General features: G+C 29.2%; 21 protein-coding genes. 15 read left to right on the top strand and 6 right to left on the bottom strand.

Features of this window, described 5'->3' with window-relative positions; all coding sequences use genetic code 11:
* Positions 1-10: 10 nt before the first annotated feature.
* Complete coding sequence (locus tag R3X25_RS05655) at positions 11-1,333, bottom strand: aspartate kinase (protein ID WP_317672726.1); 1,323 nt, start codon at positions 1,331-1,333, stop codon at positions 11-13.
* A gap of 136 nt (positions 1,334-1,469) precedes the next feature.
* On the opposite strand from R3X25_RS05655, the gene R3X25_RS05650 reads away from it, so the two are divergent.
* Positions 1,470-2,126: a hypothetical protein gene (locus R3X25_RS05650; protein WP_317672724.1), complete on the top strand. Its 657-nt coding sequence runs from the start codon at positions 1,470-1,472 to the stop codon at positions 2,124-2,126.
* On the top strand, positions 2,126-2,911 hold the full coding sequence (locus R3X25_RS05645) for an alpha/beta fold hydrolase (RefSeq protein ID WP_317672722.1): 786 nt from the start codon (positions 2,126-2,128) through the stop codon (positions 2,909-2,911). Before R3X25_RS05650 ends, R3X25_RS05645 begins: the two co-directional genes overlap by 1 nt.
* Here the strand turns inward: R3X25_RS05645 and R3X25_RS05640 are convergent.
* From R3X25_RS05640 to thiL, 3 genes are read right to left on the bottom strand one after another with little or no spacing between them, the layout of a single operon-like run.
* Positions 2,908-3,456 (bottom strand): dual specificity protein phosphatase family protein, encoded by a 549-nt coding sequence (locus R3X25_RS05640; protein WP_317672720.1) that lies wholly within the window; start codon positions 3,454-3,456, stop codon positions 2,908-2,910. The genes R3X25_RS05645 and R3X25_RS05640 overlap by 4 nt on opposite strands.
* A 56-nt stretch (positions 3,457-3,512) precedes the next feature.
* Positions 3,513-4,121 (bottom strand): alpha-ketoglutarate-dependent dioxygenase AlkB family protein, encoded by a 609-nt coding sequence (locus tag R3X25_RS05635; RefSeq protein ID WP_317672718.1) that lies wholly within the window; start codon positions 4,119-4,121, stop codon positions 3,513-3,515.
* A 5-nt stretch (positions 4,122-4,126) separates the two neighbouring features.
* A complete protein-coding gene (thiL, locus tag R3X25_RS05630) occupies positions 4,127-5,170 on the bottom strand; it encodes a thiamine-phosphate kinase (RefSeq protein ID WP_317672716.1) in 1,044 nt (347 codons plus the stop codon).
* A gap of 144 nt (positions 5,171-5,314) precedes the next feature.
* On the opposite strand from thiL, the gene R3X25_RS05625 reads away from it, so the two are divergent.
* From R3X25_RS05625 to sufD, 4 genes are all read left to right on the top strand, one after another.
* The gene (locus R3X25_RS05625) at positions 5,315-5,644 is read left to right on the top strand and encodes an iron-sulfur cluster assembly accessory protein (protein WP_317672714.1); all 330 of its coding nucleotides are present in this window, start codon (positions 5,315-5,317) and stop codon (positions 5,642-5,644) included.
* A gap of 2 nt (positions 5,645-5,646) precedes the next feature.
* Complete coding sequence (gene sufB, locus R3X25_RS05620) at positions 5,647-7,095, top strand: Fe-S cluster assembly protein SufB (protein ID WP_317672712.1); 1,449 nt, start codon at positions 5,647-5,649, stop codon at positions 7,093-7,095.
* Between the two features lie 87 nt (positions 7,096-7,182).
* Entirely contained in the window at positions 7,183-7,920 is a 738-nt protein-coding gene (sufC, locus tag R3X25_RS05615) for a Fe-S cluster assembly ATPase SufC (RefSeq protein ID WP_317672710.1), read from the top strand.
* Positions 7,921-7,926: 6 nt separating this feature from the next.
* On the top strand, positions 7,927-9,249 hold the full coding sequence (sufD, locus tag R3X25_RS05610) for a Fe-S cluster assembly protein SufD (RefSeq protein ID WP_317672708.1): 1,323 nt from the start codon (positions 7,927-7,929) through the stop codon (positions 9,247-9,249).
* 417 nt (positions 9,250-9,666) lie between these two features.
* Here the strand turns inward: sufD and R3X25_RS05605 are convergent, their stop codons facing one another.
* Both R3X25_RS05605 and R3X25_RS05600 read right to left on the bottom strand, forming a co-directional pair.
* Entirely contained in the window at positions 9,667-10,605 is a 939-nt protein-coding gene (locus tag R3X25_RS05605; RefSeq protein WP_317672707.1) for an OmpA family protein, read from the bottom strand.
* A gap of 135 nt (positions 10,606-10,740) precedes the next feature.
* Complete coding sequence (locus R3X25_RS05600) at positions 10,741-12,090, bottom strand: serine hydrolase (protein ID WP_317672706.1); 1,350 nt, start codon at positions 12,088-12,090, stop codon at positions 10,741-10,743.
* Between the two features lie 101 nt (positions 12,091-12,191).
* Here R3X25_RS05600 and R3X25_RS05595 point away from each other — a divergent pair, with 101 nt between their 5' ends.
* From R3X25_RS05595 to R3X25_RS05555, 9 genes are all read left to right on the top strand, one after another.
* Entirely contained in the window at positions 12,192-12,806 is a 615-nt protein-coding gene (locus tag R3X25_RS05595; RefSeq protein ID WP_317672704.1) for a TetR/AcrR family transcriptional regulator, read from the top strand.
* Positions 12,806-14,056 (top strand): TolC family protein, encoded by a 1,251-nt coding sequence (locus tag R3X25_RS05590; protein WP_317672702.1) that lies wholly within the window; start codon positions 12,806-12,808, stop codon positions 14,054-14,056. Before R3X25_RS05595 ends, R3X25_RS05590 begins: the two co-directional genes overlap by 1 nt.
* A gap of 10 nt (positions 14,057-14,066) precedes the next feature.
* On the top strand, positions 14,067-14,972 hold the full coding sequence (locus tag R3X25_RS05585; protein ID WP_317672700.1) for an HlyD family secretion protein: 906 nt from the start codon (positions 14,067-14,069) through the stop codon (positions 14,970-14,972).
* A gap of 11 nt (positions 14,973-14,983) precedes the next feature.
* Complete coding sequence (locus R3X25_RS05580) at positions 14,984-15,442, top strand: OsmC family protein (RefSeq protein WP_317672698.1); 459 nt, start codon at positions 14,984-14,986, stop codon at positions 15,440-15,442.
* A 6-nt stretch (positions 15,443-15,448) separates the two neighbouring features.
* Entirely contained in the window at positions 15,449-16,351 is a 903-nt protein-coding gene (locus tag R3X25_RS05575; protein WP_317672696.1) for an ABC transporter ATP-binding protein, read from the top strand.
* 113 nt (positions 16,352-16,464) lie between these two features.
* Entirely contained in the window at positions 16,465-17,193 is a 729-nt protein-coding gene (locus R3X25_RS05570; protein ID WP_317672694.1) for an ABC transporter ATP-binding protein, read from the top strand.
* 62 nt (positions 17,194-17,255) lie between these two features.
* A complete protein-coding gene (locus R3X25_RS05565; protein ID WP_317672692.1) occupies positions 17,256-18,362 on the top strand; it encodes an ABC transporter permease in 1,107 nt (368 codons plus the stop codon).
* A 125-nt stretch (positions 18,363-18,487) separates the two neighbouring features.
* A complete protein-coding gene (locus R3X25_RS05560; protein WP_317672690.1) occupies positions 18,488-19,612 on the top strand; it encodes an ABC transporter permease in 1,125 nt (374 codons plus the stop codon).
* 50 nt (positions 19,613-19,662) lie between these two features.
* The gene (locus R3X25_RS05555) at positions 19,663-20,877 is read left to right on the top strand and encodes a cysteine desulfurase (RefSeq protein ID WP_317672688.1); all 1,215 of its coding nucleotides are present in this window, start codon (positions 19,663-19,665) and stop codon (positions 20,875-20,877) included.
* Positions 20,878-20,924 lie beyond the last annotated feature (47 nt).

Raw genomic sequence — 20,924 nt, 5'->3', positions numbered from 1 at the left:
CTCACAATTTTTAAGAAACCACATCTTCAAACACATATTTATTTAAATGTTGAAGCGCGTTAATTTTATCTTCTGTACTCACTAAAAGTGAAATGTTATTTTTACTTCCTCCATAAGAAATCATACGAACTGGAATATCTTGTAATACTCTAAACAATCTATGTGTTTCAGAATGACTCACAATTGAATGCCCAACCAAACAAATAATACTTTGTTGATTATCTACTTCAACATTTGAAAACTTATCTAATTCTTCAACTATAGATGTTAAATGAGTATCATTATCTATAGTTAATGATACTGCAATTTCCGAAGTTGTAATCATATCAATAGGCGTTTCATACTTCTCAAAAATTTCAAACACTTTTTTTAAGAAACCGTGAGCCAGTAACATTCTAGCAGATTTAATTTTAATAGCCGTAATATTATCTTTTGCCGCAATTGCTTTTATTCCATCACCGTCGGTTTGTTGAGAAATTAAAGTTCCGTAAGATTCAGGATCCATTGTATTTTTTAAACGAACAGGAATATTTGCCTCCATTGCAGGCATTACTGTTTGAGGGTGCAAAATTTTAGCTCCAAAATAAGCTAACTCTGCCGCTTCATCAAAACTTAAATTAGAAATAGCGTGTGTGTTTTCAACAAATCTTGGGTCGTTATTATGCATTCCATCAATATCTGTCCAAATTTGAACTTCATCAGCCTCAACAACTGCTCCAATAATAGTTGCTGTATAATCACTTCCACCACGTTGTAAGTTTGCAACATTTCCATATGCATCTAAACAAATAAAACCTTGAGTAATATAAATATCTGCAGGTAATGCCTCATCAATTATACGTTGTAAATTTTGCTTAATGTAAAATTCATCTGGCTCAAAAGATTTATCAATTCTCATAAAATCCAGAGCAGGCAATAAACGTGCATTTACACCATCTTGAATTAAAAACTGTGTAAACATATATGTAGACATCAATTCACCTTGCGAAACAATTTTATTATATAGTAATTCTGAATGCTTTTCAGAAGTTAAACTTTTTAAATATTCAAAAATTCCATCTATATAATTTCCTACGGTTTGTTTTAATTCAGATGTTTCAAACAAATCATCAATAACACCATTGTATTTTTTACACAATGTTTCAATTATTTCAAGAGCCTTATTAGGTTCTTCTGCTTTAATCAATTCTGAAATTTCTACTAAAATATTTGTGGTTCCAGACATTGCAGATAAAACCACAATTTTTTTATCACCATCAGTAATTAGTTCTTTTACTCTCTCTATGTTTTCAATAGAACCTACTGAAGTACCTCCGAATTTTAAAACTTTCATTTATTTAATTTTTTACGCAGCAAAATTAAAATGATTTTTAATCATTCTATGTTTATTTAAAAATAATACACTAATTTTGCACATACTGTTAACTATTTAACATACTAGTTTTAGATAGCTTTAAAAAATTTATTTAATGAAGACAATAGCAACTTGTGTAGAAGAAATTTTAGTATCTCAACCATTTTTAGAAGATGCTTTAACACGAAATATTTTAAACTATAGTGCTTTAGCCGAAGAATTACGCGATCCTATTTCTAAAATGTTGCGTAAACCTGTTAAAACAGGAGCTATTATGATGGCTTTACGCCGCTATAGTCCGCCAAAAGAAATGGCGAATAAAATAAAACTGAATAAAGTTCTTCAAAATTTAGGTGATATTACTGTACGTTCGGATTTATCTGATTACACGTTTAAAAACTCTCCAACACTTATTCAGGCGCACTTAAAAATGTTGGAAATTATAAAAGATGATCCACATATATTTTACACATTTACTAGAGGTGTACATGAAAGTAACGTACTAATAACAACAAGTCTAAAAAATCATATTGATTTAAATTACAAGGACGAAATTTGTACCGAATTCAAAGATCATTTATCCGCAATAACCATAGGTTTACCTAAAGAAAATACTAAAATTGCAGGATTATACTATCAATTTTTCAAACGTTTAGCTTGGGAAGGTATAGCTTTATACGAAGTTGTTTCAACCACAAACGAATTTACTATATTAGTTGAAGATGATGTTGTTGACAAAGCATTTTCAGCAGTAAAAGGATTAAAAAACTAATGCAAATTCAATATAAAAAAACAACTATTAATTTTACTTCTACTGGAAAAGGAAGTGCTATTGTTTTACTCCATGGTTTTTTAGAAAATCTAACTATGTGGAATACAACTGTTGAACAACTTTCAAAAAAATACCGAGTAATTTGTATTGATTTACTAGGTCATGGCGAAAGTGAAAACTATGGTTATGTTCACACAATGGAAGATCAAGCTAAAATGGTAAAAGCGGTTTTAGACTATTTAAAATTACGAAAATATGTATTGGTAGGACATAGTATGGGCGGCTATATTTCATTAGCATTTGCTAAATTATTTGCTCATAATTTAAAAGGTTTGTGTTTAATGAATTCAACTGCTTTACCTGATACTGAAGAAAAAAAATTAAATAGAAATAGAGGTATTGAAGCTGTAAAACAAAACCATAAAACATTTATTAGAATTGCCATACCAATGCTCTTTTCTGAAGAAAACAGAACTGTTTTCTCAAAACAAATTACAGAAATTACTAACGAAGCTTTAAAAATTTCAGCTCAAGGAATTATTGCTGCACTAGAAGGAATGAAAACTAGAAAAAATCAAACTTCTATATACAAAACAGCCTCATATCCTGTTCAAATGTTTATTGGGAAGCAAGATCCTATTTCTAACTACAATGCTTTAATAAACCAAACTAAAAATACCAATGTTAAAGTTGTTGAGCTTTCTGGAGGACATATGAGTCATGTTGAAAATAAAGAAGAATTTATTTCTGCTTTAGAGCAGTTTGCAAAAAACTGTTTTAATTAATTTTCATTAAGAGCTTTTCTAATAAAATCTACATCCATATTTTTAAGCAATTCTAATAAATTAGGATACATATTTTTATGATACCCGAAAGTTGCGTTTGTAAATTCAGTAATTGCTTTTTCTTTAGTCCAATTTTCAATTATAATTCTGTAAGCTGCAACAACGGTTCCGGTTCTATCAGAGCCGTGCCAACAATGCACCAAAACAGGTTCTTTAGCTTTTTTAATTATTTTTAAAGCATCTATAATTTCTTGGTAATTTAATTCCTTTGTTTTTATTGGAATGTGTTTTTGCTCTAAATTAATTCCTTTTGCTTTTTTAGAATTGTCTTTTAACCTTCTTAAATTTAAAACAGTACCTATACCTAAACCTTCAACTTCTTTAAAACCTTTTTTACTTGGTTGTTCAGACCTGTATAAAACATCGTTTATTTTATACATATTTTTAAAATGTTTAGACGCTATTTTTTCAAAGTTTTCTTGTTGGGCAAAACCGAATTCAAAAAAACAAAAAAGCACTAAAAGTAAAAGCCCAATTTTTTTCATTCTATATTTTTTAGAAAGTAGTATCAAATATGATGCAAAACTTTAAAATTACAATGTTATTTTACTATTTGCCTAAAAGTTAAGTTAATTCGCGGAGTTAAAACTTTTTTAGTTTTTGGAATACTGTGCAACCAATGTTCTTGAATTTCTCCTTTCATTTCTAACAATTCTCCAGAAACTAAATTAAAACTTATTTTTTCTTTTAACGTTTTATGCTTTAAATCAAACTTTCTTGTAGCTCCAAAACTTAACGAAGCAATTGAGCCGTTTTGCTTTAATTCTTTTTCATCATCAGCGTGCCAACTCATTCCCTCTTCACCAGAATGGTATAAATTACAAATACAAGAATTGTAAACTTCTCCTGTTTTAGCTTCAACTTTCTCTTTTAATTCTAATAAAACCTTATTCCAAGGAAGTGCAATTCTCTCAATTTTAGAATACAGCATTTTATATGGCTTGTTACCATACCAAGCTGTTTTTCGTTTTGTAACAATATGCTTTCCGTAAATAATTACTTCATCATTTTTCCATTCAATTTCAGAAAGTAATTGAGTGTATTTTATTTGAGATTCTTCTGAATTAAAAATTCCTCCAAAAAAATGTACTGTTCCATTATATGGCAACCAGTTTTTTGAAGCATCAAATTCAGTTTCAAATAATTTCATTCAAATTATTTAGTTGCATTCCAGCCTTGTGCGGTTAGTGCTATTTTTTGATTTGCTCTAGTAATTAATGCTGCACCTTCACTTTCTTCGGTAATATGTCCAATTACCGTTAAGTTTGGATTTCCTTTTATTTTTGGAAAATCTTCTTGTGAAATAGTAAAAAGCAATTCGTAATCTTCTCCACCACTTAAAGCAACTGTAATTGGGTTTAATTCAAATTCTTCACAAGTTGATATCACTTGTTGATCTACAGGAATTTTTTCTTCATATAAATTACAACCAACTTTAGATTGCTTACATATATGAATTATTTCAGAAGAAAGTCCATCCGAAATATCAATCATTGAAGTAGGTTTCACTTCTAAATCTTTTAATAATCGAACTACATCTTTTCTAGCTTCAGGTTTTAATTGTCGCTCTACTAAATAATTATATTGCGTTAAATCGGGTTGTGAATTTGGATTTACTTCAAACACTTGCTTTTCGCGCTCCAAAACTTGTAATCCTAAATAAGCTCCACCAATATCACCAGTTACCACTAATAAATCATTTGGTTTTGCTCCATTTCTATAAACAACATCTTCCTCTTCAACTTCACCTACAGCAGTAATACTAATTAGCATTCCTTTTGTTGAAGAAGTTGTGTCTCCACCAACCAAATCAACATTATAAGTTTTACATGCTAAATAAATTCCTTCATATAATTCTTCAATTGCTTCTAAAGGAAATCTGTTAGAAACAGCAATAGAAACCGTAATTTGAGTTGCATTACCATTCATAGCATACACGTCAGACAAATTAACCATTACAGCTTTGTACCCAAGATGTTTTAAAGGCATATAACTTAAATCAAAATGTACACCTTCAATAAGTAAATCTGTAGTTACTATAGCTTTTTTTCCTTTAAAGTCTATTACGGCTGCATCATCTCCAATTCCTTTTACTGTTGAAGATTGTTCTATCTTAAAATTTTGAGTTAAATGTTCAATTAATTTAAACTCTCCAAATTCTGACAAACTTGTACGCGATTGGTTTTTATTTTCTAACATTTTGCAAAGATATAGCTTTCCCTCAAATTGTTAGTATAAGTAATAACTATTACTCAATTCATTTTATTCATAGTAAATCCTTTATAAAACCTTATTTTTTTACTTATATTTGCACTTATTTAGAATTAATCTACTTAAGAAATTATGATAAAAGTTTCAGACATAGCAAAAAAGAAAGTTGTAGAGCTTATGCAGGACGATGGTTTTAACCCAGAAAATGACTTTGTAAGAGTTGGGGTTAAAAGTGGTGGTTGCTCTGGACTTTCATACGATTTAAATTTTGACAAAGAAAAAGCAGAAGGCGACCAAGTATTTGAAGACAATGGCATTAAAATTATTGTAGATAAAAAAAGCTTTTTGTATTTAGTAGGAACAACATTAGAATACTCTGGCGGTTTAAACGGAACCGGTTTTGTATTTAACAATCCAAATGCCCAAAGAACTTGTGGCTGCGGAGAATCATTTTCATTATAACTATGAGTAAATATACCGAAGACGATTTAAAAAAAGAACTCGAAACTAAAGAGTACGAGTACGGTTTTTATACTGATATTGAAGCAGATAAGTTTCCTATTGGTTTAAATGAAGAAGTAGTTATTGCTATTTCTAAAAAGAAAAACGAACCCGAATGGATGACCGAATGGCGTTTAGAAGCCTTTAAAATTTGGAAAGAAATGGAAGAGCCTGATTGGGCAAACGTAAATTACGAAAAACCAGATTTTCAAGGAATCAGTTATTATTCAGCACCAGTTCAAAAACCAAAATTAGATAGTTTAGATCAGGTTGATCCAGAATTATTAAAAACTTTTGATAAACTTGGTATTTCAATAGATGAACAAAAACGTTTATCTAATGTAGCTGTAGATATTGTTGTTGATTCAGTTTCAGTAGCAACTACTTTCAAAAAAACTTTGAATGAAAAAGGTATTATTTTTATGCCAATTTCTGAAGCTATACAAGAACACCCAGAATTAGTTAAAAAATACATTGGCTCAATAGTTCCAAAAACAGATAATTTTTACGCAGCATTAAATTCTGCCGTATTTTCTGATGGATCTTTTTGTTATATTCCAAAAGGAGTTACGTGTCCAATGGAACTTTCAACCTATTTTAGAATTAACGAAAGTGGAACTGGACAGTTTGAAAGAACTCTAGTAGTTGCCGATAAAGGAAGTTATGTTAGCTATTTAGAAGGTTGTACAGCACCACAACGTGATGAAAATCAACTACACGCAGCTGTAGTAGAATTAATTGCATTAGACGATGCTGAAATTAAATACTCAACTGTTCAAAACTGGTTCCCAGGAGATTCAAAAGGAAAAGGTGGAGTTTACAATTTTGTAACTAAACGTGCTTTGTGTGAGAAAAATGCCAAAGTATCTTGGACACAAGTTGAAACTGGAAGTGCTGTTACTTGGAAATATCCAAGTTGTGTTTTAAAAGGTGATAACTCTGTTGGAGAATTTTATTCAATTGCTGTTACTAACAATTACCAACAAGCAGATACTGGTACAAAAATGATTCATTTAGGAGATAATACAAAAAGTACTATTATTTCTAAAGGAATTTCAGCCGGACATTCTCAAAATTCATATAGAGGATTAGTTCAAGTTGGGACTAGAGCTAAAAATGCTAGAAACTTTTCACAATGTGATTCATTATTAATGGGAGATTTATGTGGAGCTCATACTTTTCCATATATTGAAGTGAAAAATAAAACAGCTCAAATTGAGCATGAAGCTACTACAAGTAAAATTGGAGAAGATCAATTATTTTATTGTAATCAACGTGGAATTGACACTGAAAAAGCAATTGCTTTAATTGTAAATGGTTTTAGTAAAGAAGTATTAAATAAACTTCCAATGGAATTTGCTGTAGAAGCACAAAAATTATTAGAAATTAGTTTAGAAGGATCTGTTGGTTAAAATTGAAATTTTAACCATTGAATCGATTAAAAGTTTTTTTTTTAACGATTCAATAAATAAACAAATAAACACAACAACATAAACAAAATGTTAGAAGTAAAAAATTTACACGCAGGCATCAACGATAAAGAGATTTTAAAAGGTATAAACCTAAATATTAAACCAGGTGAGGTACATGCAATTATGGGACCAAATGGTTCTGGTAAAAGTACACTTTCGTCAGTTATTGCTGGAAAAGAAGAGTTTGAAGTTACAGATGGTTCAGTATTTTTAAATGGTGAAGATTTAGACGAATTAGCTCCTGAAGAAAGAGCGCATAAAGGAATTTTCTTATCGTTCCAATATCCTGTAGAAATTCCAGGAGTAACAGTTACAAATTTTATAAAAACTGCTATTAACGAAACAAGAAAAGCACAAGGTTTAGAAGAACTTGCTGCTAAAGATATGTTGAAATTAATTCGCGAAAAAGCAGATTTATTAGAGATTGACCGTAAGTTTTTATCCCGTTCGTTAAACGAAGGTTTTTCAGGAGGAGAAAAGAAACGTAACGAAATTTTCCAAATGGCAATGTTAGAGCCTAAATTAGCTATCTTAGATGAAACCGATTCTGGTTTAGATATTGATGCGCTAAAAATAGTTGCTAACGGTGTAAACAAGCTAAAAAGTAAAGATAATGCTGTTGTACTTATTACACATTACCAAAGATTACTTGAATATATTGTACCAGATTATGTTCACGTTCTATATAACGGAAAAATTGTAAAATCTGGAGGTAAAGAATTAGCACTAGAATTAGAGAAAAAAGGTTACGACTGGTTGAAATAATATACTATGGATTTAAAAGAAAAATTAGTTTCATCATTTTTAGCTTTTGAGAATAAAGGCGGTTTAGATTTAGATTCTAACATACACGAAATTCGTTCTAAAGCTATTCATAATTTTGAACAAAAAGGTTTTCCTACTAAAAAGGATGAAGATTGGAAATACACTAATTTAAAAACTATATTAAAAAACGATTTCAATTTATTTCCTGAAGTTGGAAATGCAATTGGTTTTAAAAATGTTCGTGAATATCTAATTAATGAAATTGAATCGTACACTTTAATATTTATTGATGGTGTATTTAGCTCGTTTTTATCTGATACTACACATGAAGATTGTGATGTTTGTATACTTTCTTCGGCTTTAACACGTCCAAAATATAAAATGATTGTTGATAATTACTTCAACAAAATTGCAAAAGACAACAATAGCCTTTCAGAATTAAATACAGCTTTTACTAAAGAAGGTGCATTTATAAACATTCCAAGAAACACAGTAGTTTCAAAACCTATTCAAATTATTAATTTTTCTACTGGAAGCGAAAAAGAAGTTTTACTTCAACCTAGAAATTTAGTAATTGTAGGTGAAAACTCACATGTACAAATTATTGAGCGTCATCAAAATTTATCTAAAAACACAACACTTACTAACTCTGTAACTGAAATATTTGTTAACCAAAGAGCTATTGTTGATTATTATAAGATTCAAAATGACACCAAAGAATCATCGTTAATTGATAGTACTTTTGTTTCACAAAAACAACAAAGTGTTGCTACAGTTAATACTTATTCATTTGGAGGAAAATTAACAAGAAACAATCTTGAATTTCATCATGAAGGAGAACGTATAACATCTAATTTAAACGGAATTTCAATTTTAGATGATAAGCAACATGTAGATAATAATACGTTGGTAAATCACAAATTTCCTAATTGTGAAAGTCATGAATTGTATAAAGGTATTTTTGCTGATAAATCTACAGGTGTATTTAACGGAAAAGTTTTAGTTCAACAAGCAGCTCAAAAAACAAATGCTTTTCAACAAAACGATAATATTTTATTAGATGATGGTGCTAGCATTAATGCAAAACCACAATTAGAAATTTTTGCCGATGATGTAAAATGTTCACATGGTTGTACTATAGGACAATTAGATGAACGTGCTTTATTCTATATGCAGTCTAGAGGAATTCCTAAAAAAGAAGCAAAAGCTTTATTACTTTTTGCCTTTGGAAATGATGTAGTTGAAAAAATTAAAATACCTCAATTAAAATCAATTATTACAAAACTTATTGCAAAAAATTTAAATGTTGATTTAGATCTAGATTTATAAAAACAATATTATAAAAAAAAGCCGCTAATAAGCGGCTTTTTTTATGGGAAAGAGTTGCGTGAGCATCAATGTAAAATATTTCCCTACAACATTTACACCTTTTTAATACTAGTACACAACTCTTATTTTTTATGATTTTAAAAATTCTATATTTAGAGTAATAATTTTATGCAAACAAAAATAATATATAATTAAATAAAACTCATCTACTTTCAATAAAACGGTCAATATTCTTAACATACAGAACGAATTTAAGACTAAATGGTATCTATTCTAGTATAACTAGTAAATTTAAAATAAAAAAATGCAGCATTTTTTTATTATATAAACATAAAACAGCGTATTTAACTTTAGTTATTCAAAAAAAAACCGCTACTTTTTTAGTAACGGTTTTTTTGTATTATTATAATTAAAATCTTATTTAATAACTTCAGGATTTAAAATAACAAACTCTGTTCTTCTGTTTAATTGGTGTTGTGCCTCTGAACATTTTACATCGTTTGAACATTTATTTACTAATTGAGTTTCTCCATATCCTTTTCCTGATATATTAGAAGCTTTCACGCCTCTCTCAATTAACCATGCTAAAGACGATTTTGCTCTTCTATCAGATAAATTCCAGTTATACTTGTCTGGAGCTCTACTATCTGTATGAGAGCCTAATTCTATTTTTAATTCAGGATACTTCTTCATAATTCTTGCTACTTTTTCTAATTCAATAGCCGCATCTGCTCTTATGAAAGATTTATCTAAATCAAAATAAATTGGATTAATGTTAATCATCATTAAACCTCTAATACTAACAAATTCACTTGGAGGTAAATTTAACCCTAAAGTTAATTCTACTGCATTTTCTCTATTTGTTCTAAAGTTTGTAGAATCTTCAGTATAATTTTCTTTACTTCCAACTACTTTATAAGTATTTGAACAATCTACGTTAAAAGAGAATGTAGCATAACTATCTGCAATAACACTTTCTATAACTTCACCTTCTTCATTGTATAAATCAACTTTTGCTCCAGGTAATAAAGCTTTTGTATCTCTGTCTCTAACTACACCTTGAGCAATTTGAGCACAGTCTAAAACTAATGGTTCTAATTCTTTAAAGTAATAAATATCATCATCTCCCTTTCCTCCTATTCTGTTAGATGAAAAATGACCTTCTCTTTTACCTGGCATAAATACTAAACTAAAATCATCTTTTTCTGAATTTATAGGGTAACCTAAATTAATTCCTGGCTCTAAAGCTTCATAACCTAATATTTTTGTTGCATAGATATCTAAACCTCCTTTACCATCTTCAAAACCATTAGAAGAGAAGTATAGCACATCGTTTTCATCTATAAAAGGGAACATTAACAAAAAAAATGAAATTTCCCCTATAAAACCTTTATTTACAGTAAGTTTTAAAGAATAATTTAACAATATTCTCAATTCAAATTTACCTAAAAACACTTTAATAAGTATTCTAATTTGTTCTATACTCTGGAATTATTGTTCTAAACCTATACTTTGAGATATACTACTCAAAAACTGATTTGTATTAAAAATTGGATTTTCAGCTAACCCAAATCTAACCACTATCAAATTTTTTGAAGGAATTATAAATACATATTGCCCTTGGTAACCGTTGCAAGAAAATAAATCTTTGGGAACATTTGGATATACGCCTCCTGAATTTAACCAAAATTGAGCACCATATTCACCATTAGAAGTTGGTGTAGGTTGCACTGTATACTCTATCCAATCTTTATTCAATATTTGCGTACCATTCCAATTCCCTTTATGTAAATATAACAACCCAAATTTTGACCAATCTCTAGCAGTTGCCCAACCGTAACTAGAACCTATATAATTCCCTTTTGCGTCAGTTTCTAACACCATAGAGTTCATACCAATTTTATCAATTAACTCTTTATACCAAAAATCTAAATATTCTTGATGAGTTTTAAACTGATTTCTAATATATTTTGAAATTAAATTGGTGGTTCCTGAAGAATAATTCCAACTACTATCTGGTTTACTTACCAAAGGTTTTTCTAAAGGAATTTTACTCATATCTTTATCTAAATACAACATTTTTGTAACATCAGAAATGGTATTATAATCTTCAACCCATGCTAAACCACTGTTCATTTGAAGTAAATTGTTTAATGTGATTTTTGAACGCTGATCATTTTCCCATTCGGGAAATAAATTGGTTTGATGTATATCTACTCGTCCTTGCTTTGCTAACACTCCAACTACAGCACTTGTAATACTTTTAGTCATAGACCAACCTAAAAATTTTGAATTTTCATCAAAGCCTTCAGCATACTTTTCAGCAATAATTTTATTTTTATAAATTACTAAAACTGCTCTTGTTTTTTTTACAGAATCTCCAATTTTATCAAATGCATTTTCAACTGCTTTATTTACAGCCTTATAATTCACATTTGTAAATACGGTATCTTTTTGAGGTAAAACTCCGAAAGGATAAGGCAATTTTTTTTCTATTATATGACGGTTTGGTTTAAAAGAAATTTCATTTTTAAAATCTTCAGAAAGCAAAACACAACCTACACCTTTTTTATAGATTGCTTTTCTAGCTTTAAGGCCAAACACAGTTGAAGTGACTGACTTTTCTTCAAAATTTATTTTATTAGTAGCTAAATTAATTGGGCTAAATCCATTGTCTCCTTTTTCAATAGACGCCAAACTTCTATTTGCTTCAAAAGTACAAGAACAAACACTTTTTGCTGAAAAACCTGTAATAATATTTAACCGCGGATAATTATAAACCACTACTCCAACAACAATAACTAGTACTAATAATAAACCAAACTTTAGAACTTTTTTCATTTTTATTAAATATTAAGATTGCTTAAAAATAGCATTTATTTTGTCAGTTTAAAAAAAGAATTTATTTTTGCTAACCATTTGGTTAAACTATACGGTTAAAAATGAAAAAAGCAAAAGACAAAAATACTGAAAGTAAAATATTAGAAGCTGCTAAAAGTGTATTTCAAACTAAAGGAATGGATGGAGCTAGAATGCAGGAAATAGCAGATAAGGCAGGAATTAACAAAGCTATGCTTCATTATTATTTTAGAGGTAAACAGCTACTTTTTGAAGCTGTTTTTAAAAATGCATTTTCACTATTATCGCCACAATTAAATACAATTTTAAATGACGAATCTTCTATTGAAGATAAAATTAAAAACTTCACCAATAATTACATTTCTTTTATTACAAAACATCCTTATTTACCTAATTTTATATTTCAAGAACTCAATAGAAATCCTGAATTTATTTCAAAAATTCAAAAAAGCATTGGATTTCCAAGCATCGAAAAGTTTAAAAAACAATTAAATATTGAAATTGAAAAAGGAATACTAATTCCTATAAAAGCCGAACAATTATTTATTAATATTTTGGCATTAAATATTTTTCCATTTATAGCTTCACCCTTAATTAAGGCAATAACAAATACAGATAATAATTCTTATGAACAATTAATTGAAGACCGAAAAATTGAAGTTTCAACCTTTATTATCAATTCTATAAAACAGAAGTAATGAAACAGATTTTAATTTTAACACTATCTCTATTAAGCTTTCCAGTTTTAGCTCAACAAACTATTTCACTTCAAGAATGTTATGATTTGATGACGGTAAATTATCCATTGGTAAAACAAACACAATTTCTAGAAACTCAAAACCAATTGGATACTAAAGTTATTACAAATGCCAAATTACCTCAATTTAATATAGATGCGCAAGCTACTTATCAATCCGATGTTATTGAATTTCCGTTGGCAATGTCTGGTATTGAACCTTTAAATAAAGATCAATACCGAGCAACACTTTCTGTAAACCAACTTATTTATAATGGTGGTAGTACTAATGCTTCTTTAAAACAAAAAAATGCACAACTTAAAACAAAGCAGCAACAAATTAAAGTGAACCTTTATAAGTTAAAGCAACAAATAAACCAATTGTACTTTTCAATATTACTATCACAGGAAATAAATTTGTTGTTAAAGGCAAAAGAAACTCAATTAAAAGCAAAACTAAAGGAAGTAAAATCAGGTGTTAAATATGGTGTACTTTTACCTGCATCCGATAAAGTTTTAGAAGCCGAATTACTTAAAATAAACCAGCAACTTATTGAACTTCAAAACAATAAAATAGCGCTCATCGAGACGCTTTCGAGCTTAATTAGTCAACCATTAAATAGCGCAACCAATTTTAATAAACCTTTAATAGAAACCAAATTAACTACAAATTTAAACAGACCTGAACTAGAATTGTTTCAGTTTAAAAAAGATGAAATTGAAAGTTCTAAAACCTTAATTTCTAAACAAAACGCACCCAAAATACTTGGCTTTGCAACTGGAGGTTATGGAAATCCTGGATTGAATATGCTCGATAATTCGTTTCAAACATTTTATACTGTTGGCGTTAAATTAAATTGGAATGTTTTTGATTGGAACACCAATAAAAAACAACAAAAATCTTTAGCAGTTAATAAAGATATTATAGACAATGAAGCTGAAATTTTTAGATTGAATACTAGTATTGAACTGAATAAACAACAAAAAGAAATTGAAAAAATTAAATCAATTATTACATCAGATATTGAGATTGTTAAATTACGAAAAGAAGTACTTAAAACAGCCGATTCTCAACTTAAAAACGGAGTAATTACATCATCAGCTTACATTACAGAACTTACCAATTTATACGAAGATGAAAACACATTGGTACAACATAACATTCAATTACAACTAGCAAAAGCAAATTATAACATCATAAAAGGGTACTAAATTTTTAAAAATGAAAACATATAAATATATATTAGTATTAAGCATTATAGCATCGAGTCTATTATCCTGCGGAAACAACAACGGAAAAGCAGATGGTTATGGCAATTTTGAAGCCACAGAAATAACCATTTCAGCAGAAAACAACGGAAAATTAATGCAATTTGATGTTAATGAAGGTGATATACTAAAAAAAGAAGCCTTTTTAGGATATATCGACACTATTCCGTTAGCCTTAAAAAAAGAACAATTAGAAGTATCTAAAGCTGTAATTGGTTCAAAATCCAAAGGCGTTTTATCTCAAATTAACGTTTTAAGTGCACAACTTAAAACAGCAAAAACAAATAAAAACCGTATTGAAAATTTAATTAAAGACAATGCCGGAACTCAAAAACAACTAGACGATGTTCTAGGTGAAATAGATGTTATTAAAAACCGAATTAGAAGTGTAGAAATTCAAAATGCACCTGTTGTAAATGAGCTTAAAAGTATTGATGTTCAAATACAACAAATTAATGACCAAATACAGAAAAGTAAAATTATTAATCCCGTAAACGGAACGGTTTTAACAAAATATGCAGAACCAAATGAAATTACAGCTTTTGGAAAACCTTTATATAAAATTGCCGATTTAAACACCTTGCAATTGCGAGTTTACATTAGCGAAACACAATTGGCAGCCATAAAAATAGAGCAAGAAGTTACTGTAAAAATTGATGATTCTGACGGAATGAAATCTTACAAAGGCACAATTAGTTGGATCGCTTCCGAAGCAGAATTTACACCAAAAATAATTCAAACAAAAGAAGAACGCGTGGCATTAGTATATGCCGTAAAAATTGATGTTGTTAACAATGGAAGCTTAAAAATAGGAATGCCTGCAGAAATGTGGCTAAACAATTTAGAACAAAATAATTAATAATAAATATTATGGATAAACATACTTATAACGTTGACATTAACTGGACTCAAGACCGAAAAGGAACAATGTGCTCTCCAGAATTAAATAATAATGAAACTCAAGAAACAAACTGCATAGAAGTAGCAACACCGCCAGAATTTCCTGGAGGCATGCCAAATATATGGACGCCAGAACATTTATTTACTGCGGCTGTTAGCAGTTGTTTAATGACTACTTTTTTAGCCATCGCTGGGTTTTCTAAATTAGAATTTGTGAGTTTTAAATGTGGCTCAAAAGGAATTTTAGAAAAAGTAGACGGCAAATTTGTAATAAGCGAAGTATTATTATTTCCAGAAGTTGTAATTACAGACGAGTCTAAACGAGATAGAGCTCAACGCATTATAGAAAAAGCAGAAAAAGCCTGTTTAATTTCCAATTCTATAACATCTAAAATTACAATGGAAACAAAAATTACAATTCAAAACTAAATAAGCGTGGGCATTTCTGTTTCCAACATATCCAAATCTTATAAAAAAGTTAAGGCCTTGCAAAACATTTCTTTTCATGTAAAAGAAGGTGAACTTTTTGGGCTTATTGGACCAGATGGCGCTGGTAAAACCACTTTGTTTCGAATTTTAACCACACTTTTATTTCCAAACCAAGGCACAGCTTCCGTAGCTGGGTTTGATGTAGTAAAAGATTATAAAAACATTAGAAATAGTGTTGGTTATATGCCTGGGAAATTCTCTTTATATCAAGATTTAACGGTTGAAGAAAACCTAAATTTCTTCGCAACTATTTTTGGAACAACCATAGAAGAAAACTACGATTTAATAAAAGATATTTATGTGCAAATTGAGCCTTTTAAAAACCGTAGAGCTGGAAAACTTTCTGGCGGAATGAAACAAAAATTGGCATTGTGTTGTGCTTTAATTCATAAGCCAAAGGTGTTATTTTTAGATGAACCAACCACTGGTGTTGATCCTGTTTCAAGAAAAGAATTTTGGGAAATGTTAAAACGTCTGCAACAAAAAGGCATTACAATTTTAGTGTCAACACCTTATATGGACGAAGCTGAACTTTGTGATAGAATTGCACTCATTCAAAACGGAAAAATTCTGGAGATAGACACACCAGAATCTATTGTAAAACACTATCCAAACCCAATATATAATGTTCGCTCAAATAATATGTATCAATTAATAAACAGTTTAAATGAGTACAAATACAAGCATAGCGTCTATCCTTTTGGTGAATTTGTGCATTATACAGATAACAGAACAGATTTTAACCCAAAAGAATTAAAAACATATTTAGAATCTAAAAACTTTTCTAATATAGAAATTGAAAAAACAAAACCAACCATAGAAGATACTTTTATGGAGTTAGCGAAGTAAATGAAAAACTGCCGTCATACCTGCGCAGGCAGGAATGACAAGATTAATAAAAACCAATAAGATGAAATTCTGAAACAAAAAATCAGAATAACAGATTTAATAATAACATCAAAATGAAACAAGAAAATGTAATACACGTTGAAAACCTCACCAAAAAATTTGGAGATTTCACCGCTGTAAACGCCATTACTTTCGATGTTGAAAAGGGAGAAATATTTGGTTTTTTAGGAGCTAATGGAGCAGGAAAAACTACCGCTATGAAAATGTTGATTGGAATATCTAATCCAACATCTGGTAAGGCAAATGTAGCCGGTTTTGATGTGTTTACTAATGCTGAAGCAATTAAAAAAAGCATTGGCTATATGAGTCAAAAGTTTGCTTTGTATGATGATTTAACCGTAAAAGAAAACATTACTTTTTTTGGAGGTATTTATGGTTTAACTCGTAAACAAATAAATGAAAAAAGATGCCAATTAGTTGAAGAATTAGGCTTGCAAGAAATTACAAATGAACTAGTAGGCTCACTTCCTCTAGGCTGGAAACAAAAAATATCTTTTTCAGTGGCTTTGCTACACAACCCAAAAATTGTGTTTTTAGATGAGCCAACAGGAGGAGTAGATCCAATTACTAGACGTCAATTTTGGGAAATGATTTATAAAGCAGCTCACCAAGGCACCACCATATTTGTAACTACACATTATATGGATGAAGCAGAATATTGCGACCGAGTATCTATAATGGTAAATGGTAAAATTGAAGCTTTAGATACACCAAAAAAACTAAAAGAACAGTTTAAAGTAAAAAATATGAATGATGTGTTTTTAAAATTAGCAAGAGGATGATGAAAAATAAAAAATTAAGATAACTACGTCACTATCACTCTTCGTTATAACAACAAAAACAAATGAAACGATTTATAGGTTTTGTAAAAAAAGAATTCTACCATATTTTTAGAGATAAGCGCTCTTTATTTATATTGTTTGGTATGCCAATTGCACAAATAATGCTATTTGGTTTTGCCATTACAAATGAAATTAACAATGTAGATATTGCCATTTTAGACCATTCAAAAGATGCTACAACCAAAGAAATTATTACTAAAATTTCAGCTTCAAAATATTTTAGCATTAATCAATTTATTGAAAAAGAATCAGACATTGAAGTAGTTTTTAAAAAAGGAAAAGTAAAAGCAATTTTAAATTTTGAAAAAGATTTTACTAAAAATCTAATCACAAAAAAACATTCTAATATACAAGTAATTACAGATGCTACAGATCCAAATACAGCTAATACTATAAGTAATTACGTAAATGCCATTCTTCAAAATTATTTAAAAGAACAAAATAAAAATACCACTTCAGCTTACCAAATTGTACCTCAAACACGTATGGTTTACAATCCTGAATTAAAAAGTGTATACATGTTTGTTCCTGGTGTAATGACAATGATTCTTATGCTAGTATCTGCTATGATGACATCTATTTCAATAACCAGAGAAAAAGAATTAGGAACTATGGAAATTCTATTAGTATCACCATTAAAGCCTTTTCAAGTGATTATAGGTAAGGTGTTTCCCTATATTTTTCTATCTATTATTAATGCTATTGTTATTATTTTATTGAGCATTTTTATTTTTAAAATGCCTGTTCAAGGAAGTTTATTATTATTAGGTTTAGAAAGCGTGCTATTTATTATTACATCGTTAGCATTGGGTATTTTAATTTCAACTATTTCTGCTACACAGCAAACTGCTATGATGATTTCCTTAATGGGATTAATGCTTCCAGTTATTTTGTTATCGGGTTTTATTTTCCCCATTTCAAGTATGCCTGTTCCAATGCAAGTAATAAGTAATATTATTCCTGCCAAATGGTTTATTATTATTATTAAAGGAATTATGCTAAAAGGTGTTGGATTACAATATATATGGAAAGAAACCTTAATTTTATTAGGTATGACTGTATTTTTCATTGGATTAAGTGTGAAAAAATATAAAATTAGATTGGAATAAATAACAAACTGTTATTCCGAAATTTTTGATGAAAAGTTGAAATAATCTGTTTCTAAAAAATAAAATAACCTCGTCGCTATCGATACTAGTTATAACAACAAATACCAAGATACAAGACACCTAAAATGAAAACAATATTATACATTATACAAAAGGAGTTTAAGCAAATATTTAGAAATAAAGGAATGCTACCTATTATTTTTATTATGCCTGTAATTCAGCTTTTAATATTAGCAAATGCAGCTACTTTTGATATTAAAAATATTAAATTTGGATATATAGATAATGATCACACATCAACATCTAGAGCGTTAATTGAAAAATTTAATGCTTCAACTTATTTTAATGTAGTAACAGATTATCCAACGGAATCGTTAGCAAGTTCAGCTATGCTAAACGGAAAAGTTGATGTAGTTTTAGAAATTCCACAACATTTTCAAAAAGACTTACAAAACGAAAAATATAATAATTTAGGAATAACCATAAACGCAATAGATGGTGCAGCAGCAGGTGTTGAAAATGTGTATGTATCACAAATTATTCAAAGCTTTAACAAAAATCTAATGGTTGATTTAATGCAAGTATCTGATGTGTCTCAAGTGCAACCTTTAAATATTGTAACTATCCCATCTTTTTGGTATAATAAAACCTTAAACTATAAAACATTTATGGTTCCAGGTATATTAGTTTTACTGGTAACTATGATTATTTTATTCTTATCTGGAATGAACATTGTAAGAGAAAAGGAAATTGGAACATTAGAGCAAATAAATGTAACTCCAATAAGGAAAAGTCAATTTATAATAGGTAAACTTTTTCCGTTTTGGGTAATAGGATTAGTTCTATTATCTGTTGGATTAATTATTGCAAAACTTGTGTTTAACGTTCCAATAGTTGGTAGTTTAACACTCATGTATTTATATACCTCCATTTATATATTAGTAATTTTAGGTATTGGTTTATTTATTTCAAACTTTACAGACACGCAGCAACAAGCTATGTTTATCTCTTGGTTTTTTATGGTCATTTTTATTTTAATGAGTGGCTTGTTTACACCTATAGAAAGTATGCCAAAATGGGCCCAAATAATTACAGAATTTAACCCTATAAGATACTTTGTAGAGGTTATGCGAATGGTAATGCTTAAAGGTTCTGGTTTTACTGATATTATACCACAACTCACTAAAACACTACTATACGCTTTTATAATGAATGGATTGGCAGTAATTAGCTATAAAAAAACTACGTAAAACAATCCATTTTTGTAATTTTGTATTTAGAATGATTCTAAAAAGAAAAAATGATTGATATTGATAAAATTAGAGCTGATTTTCCTATTCTTAATGAAAAAGTAAACGGAAAACCACTAGTATATTTAGATAATGCCGCAACAAGCCAAACACCAATACAAGTTATAAATAGCATTGTAGATTACTACAGTAAAATAAATTCTAATATTCATAGAGGCGTTCATACCTTAAGTCAAAAAGCAACAGACGCTTATGAACAAGCCAGAATTAAAGTTCAAAAGCATTTTAATGCTAAAAATAATTACGAAATAATTTTAACTGCAGGTACAACACACAGTATTAATATAGTTGCAACTGGTTTTACTTCAATCTTAAAAAAAGATGATGAAATTATAGTATCTGCCCTTGAACATCATTCAAATATAGTTCCTTGGCAAATGCTTTGCGAACGTACAGGAGCAATTTTAAAAGTAATTCCTATGAATGAAGAAGGGGAATTATTAATGAATGAATACAACAATTTACTTTCAGAAAAAACAAAACTTGTTTTTGTAAATCACGTATCTAACGCGCTAGGAACTATTAATCCTATTGAAGAAATTATAAAAAAAGCGCACAATGTAGGTGCAGCAGTTTTAATTGATGGCGCACAAAGTTGCCCACATATTAAACCAGATGTTCAAAAATTAGATGTAGATTTTTATGTTGCTTCAGCTCATAAACTTTGTGGCCCAACTGGTGTAGGAATGCTTTATGGTAAAGAAGAATGGTTGAACAAACTTCCTCCATATCAAGGTGGTGGAGAAATGATTAAAGAGGTTACTTTCGAAAAAACTACGTATGCAGATTTACCACATAAATTTGAAGCTGGAACACCAAATATTGCCGGTGGAATTGCCTTTGGAACCGCTTTAGACTATATGAATGAAATAGGTTTTAACAATATAGCAGCATATGAAAACGAACTGCTAACCTATGCAACTACTAAATTATTAGAAATAGAAGGTTTAAAAATCTATGGAACCTCAAAAAATAAAACATCTGTAATTTCTTTTAATATTGGCTCTATTCACCCATACGATATTGGTAGTATAATTGACAAATTAGGAATTGCCGTTAGAACTGGTCATCACTGCGCACAACCAATTATGGATTTTTACAAAATTCCTGGAACAGTTAGAGCATCTTTTTCGTTTTACAACACTAAAAAAGAAATTGAATTATTAGTTGAAGCTCTTAAAAGAGCAAAAACCATGCTAAGCTAGTTTATTACTTAGTTTTGCTCAATTTCACTTTGAAATATGTTTCACAT

Source organism: Lutibacter sp. TH_r2, assembly GCF_033101135.1.
Taxonomy (GTDB): domain Bacteria; phylum Bacteroidota; class Bacteroidia; order Flavobacteriales; family Flavobacteriaceae; genus Lutibacter.
The sequence above is the reverse complement of the archived record's forward strand: the minus strand, read 5'-3'. Positions and strand labels throughout refer to the sequence as shown.